We start from the raw sequence: 24,002 nt of genomic DNA, 5'->3' as shown, positions 1-24,002 counted from the left end.
ATAAATTATGAAATCGATTTCTCGCCGAAATTGGGTGAAAGGAATGGCGCTTGCTACTTTAGGCAGCGTTGTTTTTACAGATCTCAAAGCAGCCAATGCGCCCAGCATTCAATGGAGCGCTGATCAAGACCAATTATTACAAGCTTGGATGGGAGTTATTATTCCTGAATCCAGTATTCCTGGCGCCGTTTCCTTAGGCGTTCCAGCCTATGTGAAGGTGATGCTTCGCGATTGCTATGAGCCAACTACTGCTACTACCTTGATGAAGGTATTAGCGGCTTTACCTTCGATTGAGAAGGTTACAGAGTCAGAAAAGGAACAATTGTTTTTCCAAATAGAACAGGGTAAACAGGGGTCTGATGCGCAAAAAGCAATGAAGACGCTAAAAGGATTAACAATTCAAGGCTATACCACGACAGAATATGTCATGGTGAATCACTTTAATTACATGATGGCACCTGGATTTTTCAATGGCTGTGAACCTATTAAAAAATAAACTGAGCGATGAATATTTTAAATAATGCAGAAAAACGCACCTATGGTGCGATTGTGATAGGTTCCGGAATGGCTGGAGGCTGGGCTGCTAAGGAATTTTGTGATAAAGGAATCAAGACTTTGGTGCTCGAAAGAGGACGTAAAGTGACCCATAATGAAGATTATCCAACGACTTTGTTGAGTCCGTGGGAAATGGAACATAGAGGGCAATTAACGAAGCAGGAGATTGATGAAAATCCCATCATTTCAAAATGTTATGCTTTCAGAGAAGACGCGAAGCACTTTTTCGTGAAGGATGCAGAACATCCCTACATTCAGGATAAGCCATTTGATTGGATCCGCGGATACCAAACTGGAGGTAAATCACTGCTGTGGGCGCGTCAAACGCAACGTTGGTCTCAATTAGATTTTGATGGTCCTGCGCGCGATGGATTCGCGGTGCCCTGGCCGATAACCTATAAGGAAATTGACCCTTGGTATTCGTATGTAGAGCATTTTGCGGGTATTTCGGGTAATAAGGATGGGTTAGATTCCTTGCCAGATGGAGACTTTTTACCACCGATGGAATTGACTTGCGTGGAAAAACATTTCCAAAAAGAGATGAAACGTTTGTATTCAGATCGCCACGTCATCATCGGTCGATGCGCACACTTAACAGAGCCTCGCGATATTCACATTCAACAGGGACGCGGAACGTGTTTAGGCCGTAATTTATGCCAAAGAGGTTGCCCATATGGTGGTTATTTCAGCGCTAATTCGTCTACGTTGCCTTGGGCTGCGAAGACGGGTAATATGACATTAAGAACGGATTCTGTAGTTCATTCGATTATCTATGATGAACAGAAACAAAAAGCCGTAGGTGTTCGTGTCGTAGATGCACACACGAAAGAGATGGTGGAATATTATGCGAAGGTGATTTTTGTAACAGCAGCTGCGATTAATACGAATTTGATCTTATTGAATTCGAAGTCCTCTCGCTTCCCGAATGGTTTAGGAAACGACAGCGGTCTATTAGGAACGCACATAGCTTTCCACAATTACCGTGCTTCCTTGTCTGCAGAATACGAAGGATATTTAGATTATAAAACAGCTGGAGGACGGCCTAATTCAGGGTATATTCCTCGTTTTAGAAACTTATACAAGCAAGAAACGAACTTCTTACGCGGTTATGCGGCGGGAATGAGTGGTGGAAGAGGAACGCACGCAGACCAAAGTTCAGTAGGTGAAAGCTTGAAGAATTCCTTATTGAATCCAAAATGGTCGAACTGGTATGCTGGATCTCACATGATGGGGGAAACGATTCCGAAGGAGAGTAATAAAGTGACTTTGGACGCTACTAAAAAAGATGCCTGGGGAATGCCATTGCTTCATATGGACGTGAGTTACGATAACAATGATGATCTGATGGTCAAAGATTTTATCGATCAATTCACTGAAATGTACGAAAAGGCCGGCTTCAAGAACATCAAAACCCGCGATTCACACGCTCCAGCGGGATTAGATATCCACGAAATGGGCGGAGTGAGAATGGGATCAGATCCGAAGACATCACTTTTAAACAAGTGGAATCAAATGCACCACGTCAAGAACGTGTTTGTGACGGACGGGGCTTGTATGACCTCCACTTCTACCCAAAACCCATCATTAACCTACATGGCCTTCACAGCCCGTGCGGTGGATTATGCGGTGAAAGAAATGAAAAAAGGAAACCTGTAATGCAGACATTTTTAGGTAAAACGGCTGATCACCTCTTCCACGCACACGGTATGGAAGAGCTAAAAGATATTGCCGTCGTAATGCCCTCGCAACGGGGCATCCTTTACTTAAAAAAGGAATTAGCGATCAGGGGTGATCGACCGTTTTTGTCTCCCTCATTCTTTACGATTGAGGAATTTGCGCTTCAGATGACGGATTCGGTTTTAGAGGATCCGATTGACTTATTGATGGAGGCCTATGCCTGTTTTAAGGAGGTCGATTCGAAAGTTGATTTTGATCGTTTTGTCACGTGGGGACAGATGATGTTGAAGGATTTCGATACGTTGGATCTGTATTTAGTGGATCCTTCGGCCTTGTTTTCCTTTCTTTCCGAAGCTAAATCGATAGAACGGTGGGGCCAAGAATATGGTCAAGAACATGCAGATGAGTGGATTACCGCTAATACGCAGGCTTATTTCAAGTTATATGATTCGCTTTTAGAGGTCTATATTCGCCTGAAAAGCAGATTAGAATCGAAGGGAACTACCTATCGTGGGCTTGCTTATCGCAAACTAGTCGAGCTGTTAGAGTCGGGTAAATCGCTCGGATTTAAGCAGATCTATTTTGTCGGTTTTAATGCGCTCTCTAAATCGGAGGAGACCATCATTCGTTTGCTATTGCGGGAGAATGTGGCACAGACGCTTTGGGATGCGGATGAATATTATGCCAAAAGCAAGCATCACAGGGCAGGTAACTGGCTAAAACACTATTCAGACCCAGGTGATTCTGCCTATTTATCTCGTGGTCCATTTCATTGGATGGGGCGGGATTTGTTAGAAAAGCCAAAAGAGGTCGAGACAGTGGGTTTAGCGAATCCTTCGGCTCAGATTTTTGTGGCTTTGGAGCAAATTCGTGCATGGCAAACCGAACACGGGGATTTGGAACAAGTAGCCCTCGTGTTAGGGGATGAGAGTCTGTTGGATTCTTTATTACCCTATTTAGGAGAGTTTAAAGACCGCCTGAATATCACGATGGGCTATTCGTTAAAGAAGGCTCAAGTGTTTTCACTAATCGAGATGTGGTGGGCCTTGGTGCCTTTGGAAAAATACCCTGTTTCGCAGCTGAAAGCATTGAAAGAGCATCCGCTGATGTCCTCTATTTCGTTACCAAAATGGAAAGAGACTGATTTGTATTTGTCCGATGTTCCTGCAGGTGGAAGCCTTTTTATACCCACTAATTCGAGTTTTCAGGACTGTTTAAAGTCGCTTATTCGACTGCTGACCAATATTTTATACAAAACAGATAAGGAAGATTGGGATGCGGAATCGCAGGCCATTTTGCAGGCCTTGACGGTATTAGATAAGTTAGAAGAGATCGCTCAGGCGAATCCCTTTATTACCGTTAAAAGTGGCCAGGCGCTTTGTAAGCAGCTTGTGCAACAGCAAAAAATGACCTTTGAAGGGGCGGAGAATCGAACCTTGCACGTCATGGGGCTGTTAGAAACGCGAACTCTGGACTTTGATCGGGTGATTGTTTTATCGCTGAATGAAGGCAGTTTACCGGGAACGCGGAAGCGTGAAAGTTTGATACCCGTCGATATTGCGAATATGGCGGCCTTCTCGCTGCCCACATTTACCCAAGCGGATGCCGTGACGAGTTATCACTTCTATCGTTTATTGCAGCGGCCTAAGGAGGTAATGCTGGTCTATGTGCAGAATGATTCGTCCTCAGCAGAAGTTAGTCGTTTTATTCGCCAGATTCGCTATGATTGGGCCAAAAAGAATCCACATTTAATCCTGCGTGAACCAATAGTCAAATTCAGTTCGAATGACGAGAAAAATCCAGAAATAGCCTTGAGCATTGAGAAAACGCCGGAGCTAATTGCTGAAATAAAAGACGTATTGGCTAGACGAGGTCTATCTCCCTCATCTGTTGCGATGTTTGCGAGTTGTTCGCTAAAGTATTATTTCTCCCAAATTGTCAATCTGCAACAAGAAAAACAACGCGATGACGAAATGGGGGCGGATGTATTTGGGACTTGGGTACACAAGGTGCTGGAGTTACTCGATAAACAAATGATCGCTTCAGGTGGTTATGAGGATGGTCTTAATGTGGCACAAAAGAAGGCCTTAATTGAACCTTTGTTAGCAAAGGCAATGGAAGAGATTAAGGAACGCGAGGGAAACTTTGAAGTAGAGAAAGGCTTTAATTATGTGTTGCAGGAAGTGGCCAAAACCTTGCTGGGAACTTATTTCGATCAATCCGCTGCTTGGTATGAGGAACGAATACAATTGCTTGCGGTAGAGGAAGAAGTGAATACGGTGGTTTCTGTTCCAGTAGGCGCTGAAATGTGGCCTGTGAAAATGAAAGGTCGGATCGATCGATTAGATTTGAAAGGTGGTTCAGTCTTGCGTATTGTCGATTATAAGACAGGAAAAGTAATAAAGAAAGACGTGGACGCCGGAGAAAGTTTAGCCGAAACACTGAGAGAAGAGGAACTGAAAGCCAAACTTTTTCAGTTGTGGATGTACAAGTTTTTAGTGACGAAAGAGTTGCAAAAAGCACCAGCGGAGAGAAAAGAATTCCTTCAAGGTTTGGAAGCGGATCGTATCAGCATTCAGCCCGGTATTATTTCCTTCCGAAATTTTGATGAAAAGGTTTTGTCTTCGCCACTCGAATTTACGGAGGGGGAGTCATTCGCTGATTTTATTCAAGAATCAGAGAAGCTAGTACAGTATTGGGTTGAATCACTAGTTTCTGCGGATCAGGCCTTTGAGAAAACGGTGAATTTAGACCAATGCACCTTTTGTGATTTTACCGCTATTTGCCATCGAAACGTGTAGTTTCAGTAAAATGACGTAATTTTGACCCATAAATTGATATAAAATGACATTTCAAGAAATCAACGAACGTATTATTGCCTTAGCTGCTCAAAAAGGCGGCCAAGGTGTTTCATTCAAATTCGCTTTCCCAGGCGGAATCATCGTCGTAGGTTCGGATGGAGCTGTATCCAATGAAAATTTGGATTCAGATTGCACCATCTCTACAACAGAGGAAACATTCACTTCGATCTTAAACGGCGAATTAAATTCTATGATGGCCGTAATGACCGGAAAAGTAAAAATCTCTGGCGATATGTCTGTCGCGATGAAATTGACGAATTTATTGTAATCGATGAACTTTACGGATACCATTGTTGCCTTAGCGACGCCTGCAGGGGTAGGAGCGATCGGCGTAATTCGTCTTTCAGGAGATCAAGCAATTGAGATCGTGAATGCCGTTTTTAAGCCCAAAGATCTTTCCACCCAACCCACTCATACGATCCATTATGGTCGTATAGAGTCTGCTGGTCGTGTCTACGACGAAGTGGTCGCCAGTTTATACATTGCTCCGCGTTCCTATACAAAGGAAAATGTGGTCGAAATTTCCTGCCATGGTTCCCCGTTCATCCAAGAGAGTATCTTGCAATTGTTCGTAGAACAGGGGGCTCGCTTCGCTCGCCCCGGCGAATTTACCCAGCGCGCTTTCCTAAATGGAGCCTTCGACCTAGCCCAAGCCGAAGCGGTAGCAGACGTAATTGCTGCCGATTCTGCCGCTGCCCAAAACGCCGCTTTGCATCAATTGAGAGGCGGTTTTTCAAAAGAATTAGCCGCATTGCGCGAGGAATTAATCCATTTTGCTTCCCTAATCGAGCTTGAATTAGACTTCGGTGAAGAGGACGTGGAATTCGCGGATCGCAAAGATTTAGAAGCTTTAGTGAATCAATTGTTGACGAATATACGACCGTTGGTTTCCAGCTTTAGAGCCGGAAATGCGGTGAAGAACGGAGTTGCAACGGTGATTGTGGGGAAACCCAATGCAGGTAAATCGACATTATTAAATGCCTTATTGAACGAGGATCGTGCCATTGTTTCTGATATCGCAGGAACTACACGTGATTCCCTCGAGGATGAGTGGACTTTAGGTGGAATCAAATTCCGTTTAGTGGATACGGCAGGTTTGCGTGAAACATCAGACGTCATTGAAGCGCTAGGAGTGGAGAGAACACAAGCCTGGGTGAAGAAAGCACAGGTAGTCATTTATATGGCTGATGCTACCTCTGAAACGCCTTCTGGACTCGCGGCTGGCGTGGAAGCACTTGGTTCACTAGAGATTCCCGTGATTAAATTGTTGAACAAAGTGGATCAAATCGCTGACCTTTCTGCATTTGTATCTGCCATTCCGGATTTGATTGCTATTTCTGCCAAAAACCGTTCAGGACTCAATGACCTCGAAACCGCCTTGTTAAACGTAGTCGGTTTAGATCAAGTGAGCACGAATGGAACGTTAGTGACCAATCTTCGTCATTACCAGCAATTATTACAAACGCAAGAAACCTTAGAAGGTGTTCTTAATGCTTTGCAAACCGGCCTAACAGGCGATCTTATCGCACAAGACCTTCGCTATGCTCTTCATCACTTAGGGGAGATTACTGGGCAGATATCGAATGACGATCTGTTGAAGAATATCTTTGGTAAGTTTTGTATAGGTAAATAGCCGAAGGCTATTTAGAGGAGAGATAAGATTGTATAAAGTAGAGATGGTTTCGCCTGCGGTGATTCTATTTAGAATAGAGATAGGAGAGTAGAGATTTAGTTCGTTGGTTTGTTTTAGATTAGAGCTATTTTGGTGTCCCATTTAAGAAAATATGGCAAAGACCATTTTCTAATGGGACACCAAAATAGTTCTAAAACAAGTCACGAAACTGAAAACCGTTAGTCAACCTTTCTTTCCCCAATTTCTGATACTCCGCCAGCGCCCACAGCACAAATTCCTTCAAGAACAACCTATCCGCTGCCTCAACATCGGGTTGATATCGAACGATCAAGTCCTCTAAAGGCTTAATTTCATTCAACGTCGAAGCATAATCTGCCGCGTTACATTCATCATACAATACAACGCCACCTTCAGCATAGACCGCTTCCATTAAGGTTGCATAAGGACTCTCTTCAATTTTCTTAGATAGCTTTTCGATTTTAGGGAATAAACCGGGAAAGAATGATTTGATGGCTGAACCGATCAATTGTTCGGCTACGAATGCCGCACCTTCTTGTTCGCCCTCATACACTAATTCTACTTTTCCTGTGATGGCTGGGATGATTCCCATGAAGTCTGCCAAACGTACTGTTGTTGATTTCTCGCGATTTAGTAGGGCACGTCTTTCCGCCGTGCTCACTAAACTCTCGAGCATCGAAATACTCATACGAGCGCTGACACCACTTTTGGAATCAATGTATTCACTCTCTCTCGCCTCGAAAATAATTTGCTCTAATAAATCGTAGGCTAAATTTGGGACATAAACTCGATCCGATTGAGTGGCATTAATATGAGCTTCTTGAGACGAAATCTTGCGCGCAATCGCAATGGTTTCAGGATAATGGGTCAAAATTTGAGAACCAATACGGTCCTTCAATGGCGTCACAATACTTCCTCTATTTGTATAATCCTCCGGGTTTGCCGTGAAGATGAATTGAAGATCAAGCGGTAAACGTAATTTGAAACCGCGGATTTGGATATCGCCCTCTTGTAAAATGTTGAATAAGGCTACCTGGATACGCGCTTGCAAGTCAGGTATCTCGTTGATGACAAAGATGCAGCGATTAGCTCTAGGAATCATGCCAAAGTGAATCACACGGTCATCTGCATACGATAATTTCAAATTAGCCGCTTTGATCGGATCCACATCACCAATTAAATCGGCCACTGACACATCTGGTGTAGCTAATTTCTCTGCAAAACGATCAGAACGGTGCAACCACGCAATCGGTGTCGCATCTCCTTGTGATGCAATTAAATCAATCGCAAATCTGGAAATAGGCGCTAACGGATCATCATTAATCTCCGAACCAGCCACGTAGGGGATGTATTCGTCTAACAGATTAACCATTAAACGAGCTAAACGTGTTTTCGCCTGACCGCGTAAACCCAATAAGTTGATATTATGGCGAGACAAAATCGCTCGCTCTAATTCTGGTATAACGGAGTTTTCAAAACCATGAACGCCCTCGAAAACGGTCGTTCCAGCCTCCATGTGTTTAATCAAGTTGTCTCTTAATTCGTCTTTAATCGATTTGCTTATGTAGCCTGAGGCCTTTAATTCGCCTAAATTGTTGATCATCTTATTTGAGTCTTTTCTTTCTATTCGTTTCGTAATCTTGGAAAATCATTTCCCCTAAGCCCTTTAAGCCCGTGTAAAAGGCTTTTCCTTGATTTGCTTCGGTGAATTTGTCCACAAATTGCTGTAGGTAGGAATCCCTCGCAATCATAAAGGTGGTAATGGGAATATGTAATTTACGTGCCTGCGCCGCCTGAGTGTAACATTTTTCGGTCACATAAGGGTCAAGTCCATTACTATTCATATAATAAGTCCCGTCTTTTTCCCGAACACAGCTCGGCTTTCCGTCGGTAATCATAAATATCTGTTTGTTGGTATTCCTTTTTCGGCGCAGAATATCCATCGCTAATTGCAGTCCAGCCACCGTATTCGTATGATAAGGCCCCACTTTTAAATAGGGAATATCCTTGATGGAAATGCTCCAGGCATCGTTTCCGAAGACCAGAATGTCGATGGTATCTTTGGGGTAACGGGTGGTTATGAGTTCTGCCAAAGCCATCGCTACCTTCTTCGCAGGCGTAATCCGATCCTCACCATACAGAATCATGGAATGGCTGATATCAATCATCAAAACCGTGCTCATCTGAGATTTGAATTGCGTGTCTTCCACGACTAAATCCTCCTCCGTTAACTCGAATTCGCCTATTCCGTGATTGATTTGGGCGTTTTTCAGACTCTCCGTAAGGGAGATTTTCTCTAGACTATCGCCAAAATGATAGGATCTAAATTCCCCTGTCATTTCATCTCCCTGGCCTGATGCCTTAGTTTTGTGATTCCCAGCACCACTTTTATTTAAGTTTCCGAAGATATTCTCTAGTGCTGTCTGGCGAATCGCTCGCTCTGTTTTGGCCGTAATTCCCATCCCAGAACCCCCATTCTCATCAATCTCCTCGCGGATATAGCCTTTGGCCTTTAAATCTTCAATGAAATCTTCAATCGTATAATTCTCATCTGTCAGCTCATATTCTTTGTCTAATTCGCGCAACCATTCGATTGCCTCATCAAAATCTCCCGACGTATGTGTGATTAATTCCTTGAAAATCCCGAAAAGCTTATCAAAAGGGGAGATGCTCTTCTCCTCAAACTCCTTGAAATAAAAACCCTTTTTATTCATGTCTTTTAAACCCTATTAGCACTTTAATTGTTCAAATAAACAGCTAAATTTGATAAAATGAGTGACCAAATTATATCTTTTCGATTTTTATCTTTTCAAAGCTTCGCTAATAAGCGCTTTGCCTTTGCTGAAATGGGTCGTTCATTTGTCCAGCAATGGAAATCAGACGGGCTTTCTTTTGCGAAACACTTAGGTGTAGGCTCGGGCAATGGCTTCTCTATTTGGCCAGACTTCTCTTCATATGCTTTCTTTGGCGTGTTTGATAACCAAGCAGCATCAGATCATTTTTTCAAAACTAACAAACGTTGGTTAACACTGTCCTCGCATTCTTCAGAAATGAAAGGTTGGGACGCCGTCGCCATTAAAGGCCACGGAACTTGGAACGGTTCGAATCCCTTTTCTATTGTGGAAGATCCCGGAAATGGTCCCCTATTAGTGATGACGCGCGCCAGTATTGTGTGGTATAAATCTCCCATTTTCTGGTTCTATGTCTCTCACGCCAGTAAATATTTAGAAAATCGGGCGGGTTTATTATTTGCCAAAGGCGTAGGCGAATTCCCCCTCATCGAACAAGCGACACTAAGTCTTTGGGAATCTTCAGAAAGCCTAGATTCCTTTGCCTATAAAAGTAAAGAACACGCCCCCATGATTAAGAAGACGAGGACGATTGGGTGGTATTCGGAGGAGATGTTTACTCGATTTCGTGTAGTTATGGTTTTAGATTAGAGATTATAGAGCATAGAGTAGAGATGGTTCTCTTTTATATCTTATCTATACTCTATAATCTATAATCTAATATCTCCTCTCTATACTCTATACTCTCTAATCTAAAAAAGGGCCTAAGCCCTTTTTTTATTATCGAATAGCTTCAATCCCTCTCGTCCTCGTCCGTATCCTGATCGCATCTTGCACATCATAAACGAAGATTTTGCCATCTCCCACATTGCCTTCGGAGGCGTTGTCTAGGATGACATCTAAGCATTTTTCGAGGTTTTCATCGCTTACGACACAGATGATCATGACCTTTGGTAATAAGATCATCGACTTTTCTGTACCGCGGTATATTTCTGAATAACCTTGTTGTAAACCAGCTCCACGAACGGGAACAACGGTCATACAAGGTATGTTGGCATCGATTAAGCCTTTTTGAATAGCTTTTAATTTCGATGGTTTTACAATGGCTTCTACCTTTTTCATATCGTATTTAGTTAGCTATTATTCAAAAGTTGTGTATGCTTCTACTCCAAATTCAACGGCATCAATACCCGCAGATTCTGCTTTGTGGCTCAAGCGAATTCCCATCGTCTTTTTCAAGGCCATGAAAATAGCATACGTTGTAGCAAAGGAGAATACGCTGATCACGGAAACACCGATTAATTGCGTGATGAATTGGGTGCTTTCGCCGGTGATGAATAAGCCATTCTTTTGGGAGAATAGACCTACAGCAATCGTTCCAAAGAAACCGTTTACACCGTGTACCGCTACTGCACCCACGGGATCATCCACTTTCATTTTGTCTACCACCACTACTGCGATATCGACAATCGTACCTGCGATGAAACCAATAATCAAGGCTGAATCCGGTGAAACGACGTTGCAGCCTGCTGTGATAGCCACTAAACCTGCCAAAACACCATTAATCACCATCGTAATATCCACTTTCTTGTAGCGGATAAACGTGTACAACATTGTGGCGATACCGCCCGCAGCTGACGCAAGGAAGGTATTAGTCGCTACAGAACCGATTAGATCCCATTTACCCACGGCTCCTAATGTAGAACCAGGGTTGAATCCGAACCAACCGAACCAAAGGATAAAGGCACCTACTGCCGATAAAGTTAAGTTATGTCCCGGAATTGCATTCGCTGTTCCGTCTTCGTTGTATTTTCCTAGTCGTGGTCCTAATACAATCGCGCCAGCTAGTGCTGCAAATCCACCCATCGCGTGAATGGCTGCTGAACCAGCGAAGTCATTAAATCCGCGTAAGGCTAACCAGCCGTTTGGATTCCAAACCCAATTAGCTGCAAGGGGATATAATACCGCACTAAAAATAGCAACATAAATGGCATAAGACCACATCTTCATGCGTTCTGCGACACCGCCTGAAACGATAGAGATAGCAGCCACGGCAAAGCCCATTTGGATGAACCAGAAAAGGGAATTAGAAATAGTCAAACCTAAACCTAGGTCTCCTTCCATAATTCCGGTGTCGAAAGCCCAATAGCCATTCGATTTACCATAGGCAATCCCGAATCCGACTAAATAGAAAGCTACTCCGCCGAACATAATGTCGATCATTACTTTGGCAATAATACTGATGGCATTTTTAGAACGGACGAATCCAGCTTCTAGAAGGGCAAAGCCTCCTTCCATTTGGAAAATAAGAGCGGCACATAGGGCCACCCAAACCGTGTCAATAGCGTGTGTGAGTTCCACTTGCTGAGCAGCAAGCGTGGCAGTTTCATTCATGGTTTTGTGTTTTGTATATAATGCTTCTTGTTTCAAAAATACAAAACGATTTGGAATATTCTGCATTTTGATGGAACTTTAACACGATACAAAAACCTATATTATGAAGAGAATCATTGCACTCGTTTGCTTGAGTTTTAGCTTAAGTTTCGTTTCATCGGCCCAAACACCATCGATTATCCCCATTCCGTCTCAAGCGGTTTATCCAGCTGGGAAATTCATTTTACCATCTTCCATCTCTATTTCAGGTCCTGCGGATGCCCAATTGAAGGTGGGTTATGCGACTTTGGTCAGTAAGCTGAAAAGTGCCACAGGACGTTCCGTTACACTAAAATCGTCAGGTACAGCATCTATCCAAATGCAAATCGTGAACAACGCTAATTTAGGAGCTGAGGGATATGAGTTGCAGGTAAATGCTAAAGGCGTTAGCATTAAGGCGAACAAATCAGCTGGTTTATTCTACGGAATTCAAACACTAGTACAATTACTGCCTAAGGAAATTGAATCGAAAACAGTCATTAAAGGAGTTCAATGGGCCATTCCATTTGCTCAGATTACAGACACTCCTCGTTTTGCTTGGCGTGGCCAAATGTTTGATGTGGCGCGCCACTTCTTCACTAAAGAAGAGGTGAAGCAATTTATCGACGAGATGGTGGAGTACAAATACAACTTGCTTCACTTCCACCTAACGGACGATGAGGGCTGGAGAATCGAAATTAAATCCTATCCTAATTTGACGAAGAAAGGGGCATTTAACGTAAAGAAAGAGGGTCGTTTCACTACTTTCTCTAAGCCTGAGCCTAACGAGCCTCGCAATTATGGTGGTTTCTACACTCAGGAAGATATCAAGGAATTGGTGAAATACGGCCAAGATCGCTTTGTGAATATCGTGCCAGAAATAGATGTTCCGGGTCACTCGATGGCTGCAGTAGCCTCTTATCCAGAACTTTCGTGTACACCAGGAGCTGATAAATATGAAGTTATTTCGGGTGAGCCATTCATCGATTGGTCTCACGGACACCCAGAGGCTTTATTAGATAATACACTTTGCCCAGCAAATGAAAAAGTATATACTTTCTTAGACAAGGTGATGGGCGAGGTAGCTATTCTTTTCCCGTATGAATACATCCACATGGGAGGTGATGAGTGCCCTAAGAATTATTGGGATAAGAATCCGGAGATTTTAGCTTTGAGAGCACGGGAGGGATTGAAGAATTCGCAAGAGGTGCAGGCGTATTTTGTGCGTCGTTTGGAGAAGATTATTTCGTCTAAAGGTAAGCGCATGTTAGGCTGGGATGAGATTTTAGAGGGCGGAGGATTGCCAAAGGGAACGGCAGTTATGTCTTGGCGTGGTATTGCCGGCGGAGTAGAGGCAGCTAAATTAGGTCACGAAGTGGTGATGACTCCTAATAACAATGTGTATGTGGATTTAATGCAAGGAGATAGAGCCATCGAGCCACCAGTATACAAAACCGTTAGATTGGCTGATTCCTATGCGTTTAATCCAGTACCGACGGGAGTGGATGCAAAATTAGTCAAAGGTGGTCAAGCGAATATGTGGTCAGAGCAATTGTTCAACTACCGCCATTTGCAGTACATGATGTATCCTAGAGCATTAGCCATTTCTGAGTCTTTGTGGTCGCCTAACGAGAACAAGAACTGGGATAACTTCATCAGCCGTTTAGAAGATCATATGGCACGTTTTGACGTAGCTGATAAGAGATATGCGCCTTCTATGTACGAGGCGATTGTGAACGTAACCAAGAATTCGAAAGGTGAATTATTCGTGGAATTGAAAAATGAAATATCGGGATTAAAGATTCACTACAGCTTTGATAATTCGTATCCAGATAACCATTATCCTGTTGCATCTGGTCTAGTGGCTGTTCCCAAGGATGCAGAATTGATGCGTATCGTTTCCTATCGTGGAAAAGAAATGAAGGGACGTACGATGAATATTACTCGGGCTGATTTAGAAAAAAGAGCTAAATAATGCTATTAAACCTTATTTTCAGTGTATTATTTTCAGTAGGGGTGCCCAATATTTCGGGTGCCTCTTCTGCTTCTACGACTAACTATCTTTCGGTTAAGAAAGGTTATGTGATGTCGTATAATGGGGTAGAGGGTAGAGCGAATTGGGTGGGATGGACTTTGACAGCCAGTGATGTGGGCGCTGTAGATAGAACCGATCGATTTGTTCAGGATGAATCTTTTCCCCGTGGTTTTAAAATTGTCGATGAGAAAGATTACGCCCATTCAGGCTATGATCGAGGTCATCTATGTAATTCTGAGGATCGTACCTCTTCCTACTATTTAAATGAGGAGACTTTCTTAATGTCGAATATGATTCCGCAGACTCGTGAGTTGAATCGGGGTCCTTTCAAAATGTTAGAATCCTATTGCCGTAAGCTTGCGATTAAAAAAGGACAGAATCTTTTAATTTATTCCGGTGGAATTGGGGCAAGGGATCGATTAGCCTCCGGTGTTATCGTTCCAGCCTATTGCTGGAAAGTAGTGTATGCACCAGACAAAATCTGGTGCATACTTTTTCCTAATGCGAGTGATTTGAATAAAAACTGGCAGACCTATTCGGTGCCATTAGAAACTCTGGAGAAAATGACGGGTTATCATTTTCCGCGCAAATTATCGCAACATATACATCGCTAGTTTCTTAGCTGCTAAGAAGTTCTCATATTCTAATGGCGTTCTGCGGTTATTTGTGTACTCGGTATACAACCAAGGATCACCCAGCGCAAATACTTTACCTCTTCCCACTTTCGCCGTAGCCATCACCACATGACCTAGGTGATTCACTAGTGGCTTCGCATTGCCGCTTAGTTTTAATGTCGTTATTTCTTTAATGTAGACTTTTTTAATTGGGTCAAAAACTTCGTTGCCTGCCGGTATCATTACAGCACCTTGCTCCCAGTTGCGACCTTGAACGAAATTCAAGTTAGGAGCGACGAATTCGATGCCAAAACGTTTAGCTAAGATATTAAACTGAGGAATCTCACAGTTTGTCGTATCGTTCGCTAACAAGATCAAATTTCCACCTGCTTTTACCCAAGCTTCTATTTCATCTGCCGCTTTCGCCGTCATAAAATTAGGCTTCGCCGTTTCCTTGTAGCTATCTGGATCCACAATGATGTAAACAGAAGCGCCTTTCAAGTTCTCCCGCGTAGGAGATGCTCCCAAGGTATCTAACGAAGCGCCTATTTGCTCGAATTGAATGCCCCATTGATTAAAACCAGAGTCCTTGCGATCCTCCCAGGTATAGTGGAAGCGATTGCCGTTTTTAGTCTCGTGGTTAAAGAAATAATCTAAAACGACTTTTTTGCCGGCACCGATGGGTAATTCTTTGGCAATTTCCATCTCTAAAGATGCCAGAATAAATGGACCTACACCTTTCAAATCATCTTTGCGTAAGGGTTCGCTCAAATAATAGTCGTACGATCCATCCCGGTAAGGAACGCCACCTAATCCACCTACGCTCACCGTTTTCTCTAAATGGAGGTAACCCTCCGCGTCTTTGGTGATGAATTCTTTCAGAATTCCAGCGTATCCTTTTTCCGCGTTTTTGCGGAATGAAGCAGGTAAATATCCTTTTCTAACGCCCTTAGCGAAGGCATAAACGAACATGTTCGAACAAGAGGCCTCGAAATAGTTACCTTTTTTGCCTGGATAACCCGGTAATTGATACCAAACACCCGAAGTCGGATCCTGAATCTTTGCGATCGCAGCTGATAATTGATTTAATTGTTGGATTAAGATCCCCCTTGATGGGTGATTCTTAGGCATATAATCCAGGACATCAACTAAGGCCATCACATACCAACCCATCGAACGACCCCAAAAATTAGGCGAATGTCCGTTCGATTTATCAGCCCAAGGCTGTGCTTTAGCTTGATCGTAGGCGTGAAATAAAAGCCCCGTTTTCGGATCAATCGCGCCTTTGTACATTAACTGAAACTGCTTGACGATGTCAGCCCAATTGTCTTGTTGTGTGATTTGACCATATTCTGCATAGAATGGTTCTAACATATAGAGTCCGTCTAACCACATTTGGTTAGGGTATCTTTTCTTATGCCAAAATCCGCCATCTGCATCTCTTGGTTGCGCTGAAATCTGCTTTCTTAACAGGTCAGCGGCCTTTTTATAGCGCTCGTCGCCTAATTCTTGGTACAGATACAGGAGCATACGTCCCGTAGTGATGTTATCAGAATTGAATTCATCAAAATGGTAGGTGCGAATGTTACCATTGGCATCTACGAAACTGTCGATGTTCTTTTTAATGTAGTTAAAGTAGGTGGCGTCACCAGTTCTTTGGTACACATGCTCTAAAGCTTTCAATACCAAACCTTGCTCATAATCCCAACCTGCAGGTTTTCCTACTTTCACGGTAATCGAATCCGGGTGGGTGTGCATAATGGATTTAGCCATTAGCTCCGAGTAATTTTGGGCGGTCACAGCGGTGCTTAGACCTAAAAAAAGAACGATTAGTTTTTTCATCTTAACGTAAATCAGCGATTTCAGCGAAATCCATATCGGTATAATCTTTGTTTTCACCCGCCATTCCCCAAATAAAGGAATAGTTCTTTGTGCCAGATCCACTGTGAATCGACCAAGGTGGAGAAATAATTGCTTGGTGGTTATGCACCCAAATGTGCTTCGTCTCCGTTGTTTCGCCCATCAAATGCAATACAGCGTGACCTGGTGTAACATCGAAGTATAAATACGCTTCCATTCTTCTATCGTGTACGTGAGCCGGCATCGTATTCCAAACCGAACCCGGTTCTAAAATCGTCAATCCCATCACTAATTGGCAGGATTGAATGCCCTCGTTGTGAATGTATTTATAGATAGTGCGGTGATTCGAAGTCTCTAAACTTCCTAAAACCACTGTCGTCACCTGCTCGCGATCTAATTTCGCATTCGGGTAATTTGCGTGCGCTGGGGAAGACAATAGGTAGAATTGCGCCGGATTATCCGAAGATTCCGAGCTAAAGCTTACCTCTTTTACGCCACGACCCACATAAACAGCCCCTAATTTATCGATGGTAAATTGTTCTCCATCCGCAGTCACCGTTCCTTTTCCACCTACGTTGATAATCCCTAATTCACGTCTTTCAAGGAAGAAATTAGCCCGTAATTTTTCTGGATTTGGTAGGTGCAACGTGTTCAATACAGGCATGGCTCCACCGATGATCATACGATCATAAATGGTGTAGGTTAATTTAATTTCATCGGCTTGAAAGATGGTTGAGATTAAGAAATTATCTCTGATTTCTTGGTTTGTAAAGGTGGAAACCTCTTTTCGGCTCGCCTCAAATCTATAGTCCATTCTAATATGTTTTTTTGTTTTCAAAGCGCTTTTGCGCCTAATTCTACTGTATATTTACACGTTTTATGCTAAAAGAGTTCCCACATACCCTCGCTCATTTCCTCCTTTCAATCGGTTTTCAATCGATGGGTGGTGACTTATGGCAACAAGAGGGGTCAAAGGTACGCGTAAAAGCAATTCCAGGAGAAAGCCAGGAGGGTGATATTTGTATTGGGGAAGATCAATGGCTCATGCGACGCTCCTCTATTGAAAAACATATAATTGCTCGAGTGAAGTCTTTACGTTCTGTTTTTGCCCGCGACACCCGTATCGTTTCGATTGATTCGGAGACGGCACGGGAATTTTTAGACAATGAGCACGTGAAAGGTTTTTTAAAAGGTTCTAGCTATCTAGGCTGTATCGTTCCACCTCATCGTGTTTTTCGGGGGATTGAAAGTACCTATACCTACGAGGGTCATCCACTGCTAGCGGTGGCAGTTTTTGGGAAATCGATAAAGATGAAAGAAGCCGGACTTGAGGGATGTCATTCAGGAGAATTAGTGGAAATTGCCACTTTATCCAGCATTCGTCTCGTAGGAGGTTTGACGAAATTCTTGCAAGCCTATAAAGATTTGCATCCAGAAACACACAATGTGATGACCTACGTGGACAAGGAATGGAATACGGGTAAAGGTTTTTTGTCTGTAGGATTTGCCAAAATAGGAGAGACGGCCCCCATTCAATTAGGTAACAGAATGAATAAAGGGAATTTAAAATTACGTTATGTCTACTGATCAGAAGCTTATCGTTTTATTGGGACCTACTGCTAGTGGTAAAACGGCATTAGCCGTAGAACTAGCGTGCGCCTTAGATGGCGAAATCATTTCTGCAGACTCCCGCCAAATTTACCGTCGCCTCGATATAGGTACCGGAAAAGACTTAAAGGAATATGGTTTCATCCCATATCATCTAATCGATAGCCATGAAATAGGAGAGGCTTTCTCCGTTGCTCATTTCCAAAAGGCCGCTTTCGATGCAATCAACGACGTTTTTGCGAGAGGAAAACAACCCATACTTTGTGGCGGAACAGGGTTGTATATAGAATCTTTGTTAGCTAATTACCAATTCTCCCATGTGCCTCATTTCTTGTCTGAACCTTTAGACATTCAATTTAAGTATACCGTTTTCGGCCTAAACCCATCCACTGAAACGAGAAGAGAGAAAATAAGTACTCGTTTTCAGGCTAGATTGAATGAGGGGATGTTAGAAGAAGTCCAGCAGCTTTTATTTGATGGGGTCCATCCAGAAGAATTGCGTTGGATGGGCTTGGAATATAAATGGATCGTGAATTATGTGGAGGGAATAATTACCAAAGAGGAATTTGAAAAAGGCTTGGAAACGGCGATTCACCAGTTTGCTAAACGCCAAATGACGTATTTTAGGAAAATGGAGCGGGCCGGAATTGAAATTAATTGGATTCCGGATGCCCTTGATTTTCAGGCGAAAAGAGATTATATCTTGAATTTTATCTAAAATTTTGAATAAGAGTATTGCAAAATCTGGAAAAACGCCTTACTTTTGCAATCTCTTAAGGAGACAGAGAGTTGGCAGAGTGGTCGATTGCGGCAGTCTTGAAAACTGTTGACTGTTACAGGTCCGGGGGTTCGAATCCCTCACTCTCTACCAGAGCGAAAAGCGAAACGAAAGTTTCGCTTTTTTTGTTTCAGGTCATTTAATTAAATTTCGGAATGAAATTATACCTCGTACCTACCCCCATTGGGAATTTAGAAGATATCACGCTGCGTGCCATTCGGGTACTGGGAGAGGTAGACGGGATTTTAGCGGAAGATACACGCAATTCAGGTCAATTACTGAAGCATCTTAATATCTCCAAACCTTTGTATTCCCACCACGCCCACAATGAACACACCGGTGTTCCGGGGGTTATCAAGATGTTAAAGGAAGGTAAATCATTAGCCTTAATTTCTGATGCGGGAACACCAGGTATCTCTGATCCAGGTTATCTTCTAGTGAAAGCATGTGTAGATAATGGCATTGAGGTGGAATCATTACCCGGTGCAACGGCCTTTGTTCCTGCTTTAGTGAACTCCGGTTTCCCTACAGATCGTTTCGTTTATGAAGGCTTTTTACCTCATAAAAAAGGGCGTCAAACTCGCTGGAAGGCGTTAGCAGAGGAAGATAGAACGATTGTTCTATATGAATCGCCGCATCGCTTAGTGAAAGCATTGGAACAAATAATTGAGTTTATCTCGGCTGATCGATTAGTTATGGTGGGACGTGAGATAAGTAAGCTGCACGAACAAATGATACGAGGAACAGCTACAGAAGTGTTAGCTTATTTCACGGCGCATCCGGATAAAGTAAGAGGTGAAATTGTGATTGTTATTGCTGGAAAATAGATGAAAAAGATCCTTTTATTCTTGTTGATTTCTTTGGCTACGAAGGCTCAGTTGAGCTCTAAGGCAGAAGTGGTTTTAGTGACGGTCGCACCAGGCAAGGAATTGCATTCGGCTTTTGGCCATACCATTCTCTGGGTTAATGATCCGATGAATGGAATTGATCGGGCCTATAGTTATGGTACTTTCGATTTTAAAACGGAGAATTTCTATTTGAAATTCTTGATGGGGACCCTGCCGTATACCATTTCTGTTCATTCGATGCAGGATGAGTTTAATTACAATGCCCAATACGAAAAGCGTGGGATGATCGCTCAAAAATTACAACTCGATTCCCTTCAGAAAAATGCCATTTTCCAAGCCTTAGAAAAGAACCTTTTGCCTGAAAATAGGGAGTATGCCTATAAATTTTTCTATGACAATTGCTCTACGCGGATTCGCGATATGATTGAGCGTAATGCACCTGGGAAATACACCTGGAATCAGATCCCATCTCTGGAAGGTAAATCTTACCGTGATTGGATGAATAAATACCTGGAGTCTAATTCATATGTGACTGTAGGGATGAATTTAGCCTTGGGGATTCCTTCGAACGTTAAAACTGATGCGTCTCAAGCGTGTTATTTGCCGGATAATTTAGCGTCTGCTACTAATCTGGCCAAAGGACTTTCGGCTAACCCAGTTACGTTATTTGATGCTGAAGTGTCAGATAAAGCAGGTTTTGATTTCACTGGACCTTATGTGATTTTAGGTGTTTTAATCGTATTAGTAGGGTTAACGACCTATAAAAAACGATTTTCATATGCTGCAGATGTGGCTTTGTTTTCTGTAATCGGAATTTTAGCTTGGTTCATCTTCTTTTTAGGTACTGCCACTAACCATGAGGTGATGGCATGGAATCCGGCATCGTTGATGTTGTTTCCATTGAATTTCCCTCTAGTGATTTGGTTTGCAAAGGATCCGTTGAAATGGAAAAAATACCTGCAAATCATCAGCATTTTGTGTTTTATCGGGCTTATTTGGTCTGGTATTCAATTCGCTCCCATGGTATTGGTCGGATTGCCTATTTTTATTCGCGTGTGCTATTTATCCTTCATCAAAAAATAAATGCGTTTTTACCTCTTACTCTTCATCTCCTTTTGCGGCTACTCCCAAGAGGTATTTAAGCCTTTAGAACAGCGGAAGGAATTTCAGCCGTTAAAGATAGAACGCCTCTTGAAAGCGGATGGACATTTAGATGAAGCTGAATGGGCAAAGGCTCCTTTGGTGAATTTGGACTTTCAGGTAGAACCTTTTCAAGGACGAAAGGCGTCTTTCAATTCGACCGTTAAACTACTTTACAATCAGCAATTTCTGTATGTGGCGGCTATCATGCATGATAGCATAGGGAAGAATTCGTATCGTGCTCCTAATTTGAAGCGCGATTTTGATTTTGATGAAAATGAAACATTTGGTGTTTCGATTGACGGATTTAATGATAAACGGAATGCCATTGTTTTGGAGACTAATTCCTATGGTGCTCAACGTGATTTATTAGCCTTTGATGATCGTCAATATGATGTGGATTGGGATGGATTGTATCGGGTGAGAACACATCGTTCAGATTCTTCCTGGGTAGCTGAGTTTGCGATACCTTGGCAGACCTTACGTTATCCTAAAACAGATGGTATAAAAGCCCAAGATTGGGGAATTAATTTCTTTCGTTTGCGACGTTCTAGCAATGAATTATCGGTTTGGTCGCCACATCCTCGTTCGATGACTCCATTGCGCATGGACTACGCGGGCAAATTAACGGGGATTATTCCGCCGCCACCCACTTCTACTAACATTCGATTTGTTCCCTACCTCTTGCAGGTTTCGAAGAATTCGGAAGGCACAGAAATAGGGAATTCCAATACCTCGGAATTAAAATTAGGTGGCGAAATTAAGTGGGCAATCAGTCCTACCTCCGTGATGGACTTTACCTTCAATACGGATTTTGCGCAAGCAGATGTGGATAGACAGGTAAATAACATCTCTCGTTTTTCTGTATTCTTCCCGGAGCGTCGTCAGTTTTTCTTAGAGAATGCCTCGCTTTTTTCAGCAGGTTTAGCCCCTGTTAGTGAAGTGGTAGGCGGTTCGATGTACATTCAGCCCTTCTTTAGTCGTACGATAGGTTTAGATCAAAATGTAAATCCCATTGCCATTACTGCAGGAACTCGGTTTGTTTATCGTTCTGAGAAAAGAAATTTTGGAGGAATTTATATGCGGCAAGGCGAGGGAGATGGTGATCCATTTACTAATTTTTTGGTGGGTCGTTATTCCGAGAATTTTGGCAAACAAAATAGGGTAGGAGCGATTGTTACGACTAAATCTTCCCCCTCAAACGTCGCCACAACTGGGGCGGTAGATGCCTTTATTCGCTTCAATGATAAATTCTCTTTTAGTGGAATGGGTACTATGACGCAGGATTCGCAGAATAGTAAACAGGGATTTGCGGAGTATGGTCAATTTTTGTACAAAGATAATTTAGTCACCCTATATTGGACGCATACTTTAGTTTCGGATGATTACAATCCTGAAATGGGATTTGTTTCCAGGAAAAATGTATTATCTAATTCTCAAGGATTCGATTTTAATGTGCGCGGGAAATGGCTGCCTAAATTTATTCGATTTTGGCAACCGGGAGTTTATACCGAAGTATACCATAGTTTGAAGACAGGAAATATTGTGGAACAAAAACTGGTATCTGGCCCATTATGGTTTAATCTGCAGAATGGGGGTATCATTGGCGCTTATATTGATGGCAGCGTTCAGAACTTGGAAGATGAATTTAACCCGGTAGGTATTCGCATTCAACCAGGAAACTACCAGTATTTTAGAAAAGGATTTTTCTTAGCGAGTGATCCAAGTGCTAAATATTCTGGTTCTACTGAATATGGTTGGGGAGGATTTTTTGATGGAACATTACAAATGATTGATTCTAAGTTTCGGTTAGCGCCAATGCCCCATGTGAATTTGGGCTTATCATGGAACTGGAGCAAATTTGAGAACGTAGGTGTCGCTCGTGAGACGAAAGAAGTCAACTTATTGATTTTGGAGACTCGAATGGCCATCAATCCGCGTTTGCAATTAATAGGCTTTTACCAGAAAAATACAACAGATAACTTGAATTCGGTGAATATGCGATTGGCCTGGGAATACCAGCCTTTATCTTATGTTTACCTCGTATTTAATACCTTAAATTTTCAAGGCATGGATAGCACCCAGCAGAAGCAACAAAGTTTTTTAGCTAAATTGTCTTACTTAAAGCAGTTTTAATATGAAGATTGAATTACGTAGCGATACCTTTACTTTACCAACTCCTGGAATGCGCGAGGCGATGTTTTCCGCATCTCTAGGCGATGATGTGTTTGGTGAGGATCCTACGGTAAATACCTTGGAGCATAAGGTGGCGAAATTATTCAATAAGGAAGCCGCACTTTTCTGTGTTTCCGGAACTCAATCAAACCAGATTGCGATTTCAGTTCATGTTTCCAAAGGTCAAGAGGTTATTTGCGACGAACTTTCTCATATTTACTTATACGAGGGGGGAGGAATTATGGCGAACGCAGGAGCCTCTGTTAAATTATTGAAAGGGGATTTAGGTCGTTTGACAGTTTCCCAAATCCGTTCAGCCATTTCGCCTGATGATATTCATGCCTGTGAGAGTAGATTAGTCAGTTTAGAAAATACCGTAAATAAAGGCGGAGGAAGTATTTATACATCAGAAGCTTTACAGGAAATTTCTGATTTTTGTCGTTCTATAAACCTATCTCTGCATTTAGATGGCGCGCGTATTTTCAATGCCATTGTGGAAACGGGTCAAACTCCTGCCCAATTTGGCAATTGGTTTGATACGATCTCCATTTGTTTGTCTAAGGGTTTAGGGGCACCCATCGGTTCCATTCTTGTCGGTTCTAAAGACTTTATTAAGAAGGCTAGGCGTGTTAGAAAGCGTCTAGGAGGAGGATGGAGACAAGCGGGATTATTAGCTGCGGCCGGAATTTACGCCTTAGATAACCAAGTAGACCGTTTGAAAGAAGATCACGCACGCGCAAGAGTCATTGCCTCCGTTTGTGAGAAACTCCCTTGGGTGAAAGCCATTCTTCCCGTGTCAACTAATATTGTCATTTTAGAATTACAAGCGGGAATAGCTTCAGTAGATAAAGTGGCTGAATTAAAGGAATTGGGTATTTATTGTGCTCCCTTTGGTCCTACTTATGTTCGTTTTGTGACTCATTTAGGTTTTGATGATGCAGCTTTGCAAGCATTTACAGAACGAATTTCTAAGTAAAATTAACTCGATTCCGTCTTCTA

At 42.6% G+C, this 24,002-nt stretch carries 20 protein-coding genes and 1 tRNA gene; 15 read left to right on the top strand and 6 right to left on the bottom strand.

All coding sequences use genetic code 11. The features are described 5' to 3' along the window. The first annotated feature begins 7 nt into the window (after positions 1-7). The 5 genes from G9X62_RS00280 to mnmE are packed head-to-tail and all read left to right on the top strand — an operon-like array spanning position 8 to position 6,726. A complete protein-coding gene (locus tag G9X62_RS00280) occupies positions 8-496 on the top strand; it encodes a gluconate 2-dehydrogenase subunit 3 family protein (RefSeq protein WP_223130845.1) in 489 nt (162 codons plus the stop codon). A gap of 8 nt (positions 497-504) precedes the next feature. After that, on the top strand, positions 505-2,211 hold the full coding sequence (locus tag G9X62_RS00275) for a GMC oxidoreductase (RefSeq protein ID WP_223130844.1): 1,707 nt from the start codon (positions 505-507) through the stop codon (positions 2,209-2,211). Continuing rightward, positions 2,211-5,033 (top strand): PD-(D/E)XK nuclease family protein, encoded by a 2,823-nt coding sequence (locus G9X62_RS00270; protein WP_223130843.1) that lies wholly within the window; start codon positions 2,211-2,213, stop codon positions 5,031-5,033. Before G9X62_RS00275 ends, G9X62_RS00270 begins: the two co-directional genes overlap by 1 nt. Before the next feature lie 43 nt (positions 5,034-5,076). Next, positions 5,077-5,361 (top strand): SCP2 sterol-binding domain-containing protein, encoded by a 285-nt coding sequence (locus G9X62_RS00265; protein ID WP_223130842.1) that lies wholly within the window; start codon positions 5,077-5,079, stop codon positions 5,359-5,361. 3 nt (positions 5,362-5,364) lie between these two features. Continuing rightward, positions 5,365-6,726 (top strand): tRNA uridine-5-carboxymethylaminomethyl(34) synthesis GTPase MnmE, encoded by a 1,362-nt coding sequence (gene mnmE / locus G9X62_RS00260; RefSeq protein WP_223130841.1) that lies wholly within the window; start codon positions 5,365-5,367, stop codon positions 6,724-6,726. A gap of 190 nt (positions 6,727-6,916) precedes the next feature. On the opposite strand, the gene G9X62_RS00255 is transcribed toward mnmE, so the two are convergent. Next, on the bottom strand, positions 6,917-8,347 hold the full coding sequence (locus tag G9X62_RS00255) for a sigma 54-interacting transcriptional regulator (protein WP_223130840.1): 1,431 nt from the start codon (positions 8,345-8,347) through the stop codon (positions 6,917-6,919). Between the two features lies 1 nt (position 8,348). Further along, positions 8,349-9,458 carry a vWA domain-containing protein gene (locus G9X62_RS00250; protein WP_223130839.1) on the bottom strand — a complete coding sequence of 370 codons (1,110 nt, stop codon included), beginning with the start codon at positions 9,456-9,458 and terminating at the stop codon, positions 8,349-8,351. A 57-nt stretch (positions 9,459-9,515) separates the two neighbouring features. Between G9X62_RS00250 and G9X62_RS00245 the strand changes: the two genes are divergently transcribed. Beyond that, positions 9,516-10,184 (top strand): hypothetical protein, encoded by a 669-nt coding sequence (locus G9X62_RS00245; RefSeq protein ID WP_223130838.1) that lies wholly within the window; start codon positions 9,516-9,518, stop codon positions 10,182-10,184. 129 nt (positions 10,185-10,313) lie between these two features. Here the strand turns inward: G9X62_RS00245 and G9X62_RS00240 are convergent, their stop codons facing one another. Further along, positions 10,314-10,655 (bottom strand): P-II family nitrogen regulator, encoded by a 342-nt coding sequence (locus G9X62_RS00240; RefSeq protein ID WP_223130837.1) that lies wholly within the window; start codon positions 10,653-10,655, stop codon positions 10,314-10,316. Between the two features lie 18 nt (positions 10,656-10,673). Continuing rightward, the gene (locus G9X62_RS00235) at positions 10,674-11,927 is read right to left on the bottom strand and encodes an ammonium transporter (protein ID WP_223130836.1); all 1,254 of its coding nucleotides are present in this window, start codon (positions 11,925-11,927) and stop codon (positions 10,674-10,676) included. Positions 11,928-12,030: 103 nt separating this feature from the next. On the opposite strand from G9X62_RS00235, the gene G9X62_RS00230 reads away from it, so the two are divergent. Next, on the top strand, positions 12,031-13,920 hold the full coding sequence (locus G9X62_RS00230) for a beta-N-acetylhexosaminidase (protein ID WP_223130835.1): 1,890 nt from the start codon (positions 12,031-12,033) through the stop codon (positions 13,918-13,920). Continuing rightward, a complete protein-coding gene (locus tag G9X62_RS00225; protein ID WP_223130834.1) occupies positions 13,920-14,594 on the top strand; it encodes a DNA/RNA non-specific endonuclease in 675 nt (224 codons plus the stop codon). Before G9X62_RS00230 ends, G9X62_RS00225 begins: the two co-directional genes overlap by 1 nt. Here G9X62_RS00225 and G9X62_RS00220 read toward each other — a convergent pair. Both G9X62_RS00220 and kduI read right to left on the bottom strand, forming a co-directional pair. Further along, complete coding sequence (locus tag G9X62_RS00220; protein WP_261345520.1) at positions 14,571-16,436, bottom strand: glycoside hydrolase family 88/105 protein; 1,866 nt, start codon at positions 16,434-16,436, stop codon at positions 14,571-14,573. The genes G9X62_RS00225 and G9X62_RS00220 overlap by 24 nt on opposite strands. Position 16,437: 1 nt before the next feature. Further along, positions 16,438-17,268 (bottom strand): 5-dehydro-4-deoxy-D-glucuronate isomerase, encoded by an 831-nt coding sequence (gene kduI, locus G9X62_RS00215; protein WP_223130833.1) that lies wholly within the window; start codon positions 17,266-17,268, stop codon positions 16,438-16,440. A 65-nt stretch (positions 17,269-17,333) separates the two neighbouring features. On the opposite strand from kduI, the gene G9X62_RS00210 reads away from it, so the two are divergent. The 7 genes from G9X62_RS00210 to G9X62_RS00180 all read left to right on the top strand — a co-directional run bounded on the left by G9X62_RS00210 (position 17,334) and on the right by G9X62_RS00180 (position 23,979). Continuing rightward, positions 17,334-18,041 (top strand): hypothetical protein, encoded by a 708-nt coding sequence (locus G9X62_RS00210; RefSeq protein WP_223130832.1) that lies wholly within the window; start codon positions 17,334-17,336, stop codon positions 18,039-18,041. Next, positions 18,031-18,780, top strand: coding sequence for a tRNA (adenosine(37)-N6)-dimethylallyltransferase (locus G9X62_RS00205; RefSeq protein ID WP_223130831.1), 750 nt, complete (start codon positions 18,031-18,033; stop codon positions 18,778-18,780). The genes G9X62_RS00210 and G9X62_RS00205 overlap by 11 nt, the downstream gene beginning before the upstream one ends. A gap of 65 nt (positions 18,781-18,845) precedes the next feature. Then, positions 18,846-18,933, top strand: a tRNA-Ser gene (locus tag G9X62_RS00200). A 62-nt stretch (positions 18,934-18,995) separates the two neighbouring features. Continuing rightward, a complete protein-coding gene (gene rsmI, locus G9X62_RS00195; protein WP_223130830.1) occupies positions 18,996-19,667 on the top strand; it encodes a 16S rRNA (cytidine(1402)-2'-O)-methyltransferase in 672 nt (223 codons plus the stop codon). After that, entirely contained in the window at positions 19,668-20,771 is a 1,104-nt protein-coding gene (locus tag G9X62_RS00190) for an Lnb N-terminal periplasmic domain-containing protein (RefSeq protein ID WP_223130829.1), read from the top strand. It begins immediately after the preceding gene. Beyond that, positions 20,772-22,964, top strand: coding sequence for a carbohydrate binding family 9 domain-containing protein (locus G9X62_RS00185; RefSeq protein ID WP_223130828.1), 2,193 nt, complete (start codon positions 20,772-20,774; stop codon positions 22,962-22,964). A gap of 1 nt (position 22,965) precedes the next feature. Next, complete coding sequence (locus G9X62_RS00180; RefSeq protein ID WP_223130827.1) at positions 22,966-23,979, top strand: threonine aldolase family protein; 1,014 nt, start codon at positions 22,966-22,968, stop codon at positions 23,977-23,979. Positions 23,980-24,002: the final 23 nt, after the last annotated feature.

The sequence above is a fragment of the Aquirufa lenticrescens genome, assembly GCF_019916085.1.
In the GTDB taxonomy this organism is placed as follows: Bacteria; Bacteroidota; Bacteroidia; order Cytophagales; family Spirosomataceae; genus Aquirufa; species Aquirufa lenticrescens.
This window is presented reverse-complemented; position numbering and strand designations above follow the sequence as displayed.

Excerpts from the sequence above, each read along its gene's own strand:
- G9X62_RS00280 (WP_223130845.1), top strand. The coding sequence starts at position 8 with ATGAAATCGATTTCTCGCCGAAATTGGGTGAAAGGAATGGCGCTTGCT.
- G9X62_RS00275 (WP_223130844.1), top strand. The coding sequence starts at position 505 with ATGAATATTTTAAATAATGCAGAAAAACGCACCTATGGTGCGATTGTG.
- G9X62_RS00270 (WP_223130843.1), top strand. The coding sequence starts at position 2,211 with ATGCAGACATTTTTAGGTAAAACGGCTGATCACCTCTTCCACGCACAC.
- G9X62_RS00265 (WP_223130842.1), top strand. The coding sequence starts at position 5,077 with ATGACATTTCAAGAAATCAACGAACGTATTATTGCCTTAGCTGCTCAA.
- mnmE (WP_223130841.1), top strand. The coding sequence starts at position 5,365 with ATGAACTTTACGGATACCATTGTTGCCTTAGCGACGCCTGCAGGGGTA.
- G9X62_RS00255 (WP_223130840.1), bottom strand. The coding sequence starts at position 8,347 with ATGATCAACAATTTAGGCGAATTAAAGGCCTCAGGCTACATAAGCAAA.
- G9X62_RS00250 (WP_223130839.1), bottom strand. The coding sequence starts at position 9,458 with ATGAATAAAAAGGGTTTTTATTTCAAGGAGTTTGAGGAGAAGAGCATC.
- G9X62_RS00245 (WP_223130838.1), top strand. The coding sequence starts at position 9,516 with ATGAGTGACCAAATTATATCTTTTCGATTTTTATCTTTTCAAAGCTTC.
- G9X62_RS00240 (WP_223130837.1), bottom strand. The coding sequence starts at position 10,655 with ATGAAAAAGGTAGAAGCCATTGTAAAACCATCGAAATTAAAAGCTATT.
- G9X62_RS00235 (WP_223130836.1), bottom strand. The coding sequence starts at position 11,927 with ATGAATGAAACTGCCACGCTTGCTGCTCAGCAAGTGGAACTCACACAC.
- G9X62_RS00230 (WP_223130835.1), top strand. The coding sequence starts at position 12,031 with ATGAAGAGAATCATTGCACTCGTTTGCTTGAGTTTTAGCTTAAGTTTC.
- G9X62_RS00225 (WP_223130834.1), top strand. The coding sequence starts at position 13,920 with ATGCTATTAAACCTTATTTTCAGTGTATTATTTTCAGTAGGGGTGCCC.
- G9X62_RS00220 (WP_261345520.1), bottom strand. The coding sequence starts at position 16,436 with ATGAAAAAACTAATCGTTCTTTTTTTAGGTCTAAGCACCGCTGTGACC.
- kduI (WP_223130833.1), bottom strand. The coding sequence starts at position 17,268 with ATGGACTATAGATTTGAGGCGAGCCGAAAAGAGGTTTCCACCTTTACA.
- G9X62_RS00210 (WP_223130832.1), top strand. The coding sequence starts at position 17,334 with ATGCTAAAAGAGTTCCCACATACCCTCGCTCATTTCCTCCTTTCAATC.
- G9X62_RS00205 (WP_223130831.1), top strand. The coding sequence starts at position 18,031 with ATGTCTACTGATCAGAAGCTTATCGTTTTATTGGGACCTACTGCTAGT.
- rsmI (WP_223130830.1), top strand. The coding sequence starts at position 18,996 with ATGAAATTATACCTCGTACCTACCCCCATTGGGAATTTAGAAGATATC.
- G9X62_RS00190 (WP_223130829.1), top strand. The coding sequence starts at position 19,668 with ATGAAAAAGATCCTTTTATTCTTGTTGATTTCTTTGGCTACGAAGGCT.
- G9X62_RS00185 (WP_223130828.1), top strand. The coding sequence starts at position 20,772 with ATGCGTTTTTACCTCTTACTCTTCATCTCCTTTTGCGGCTACTCCCAA.
- G9X62_RS00180 (WP_223130827.1), top strand. The coding sequence starts at position 22,966 with ATGAAGATTGAATTACGTAGCGATACCTTTACTTTACCAACTCCTGGA.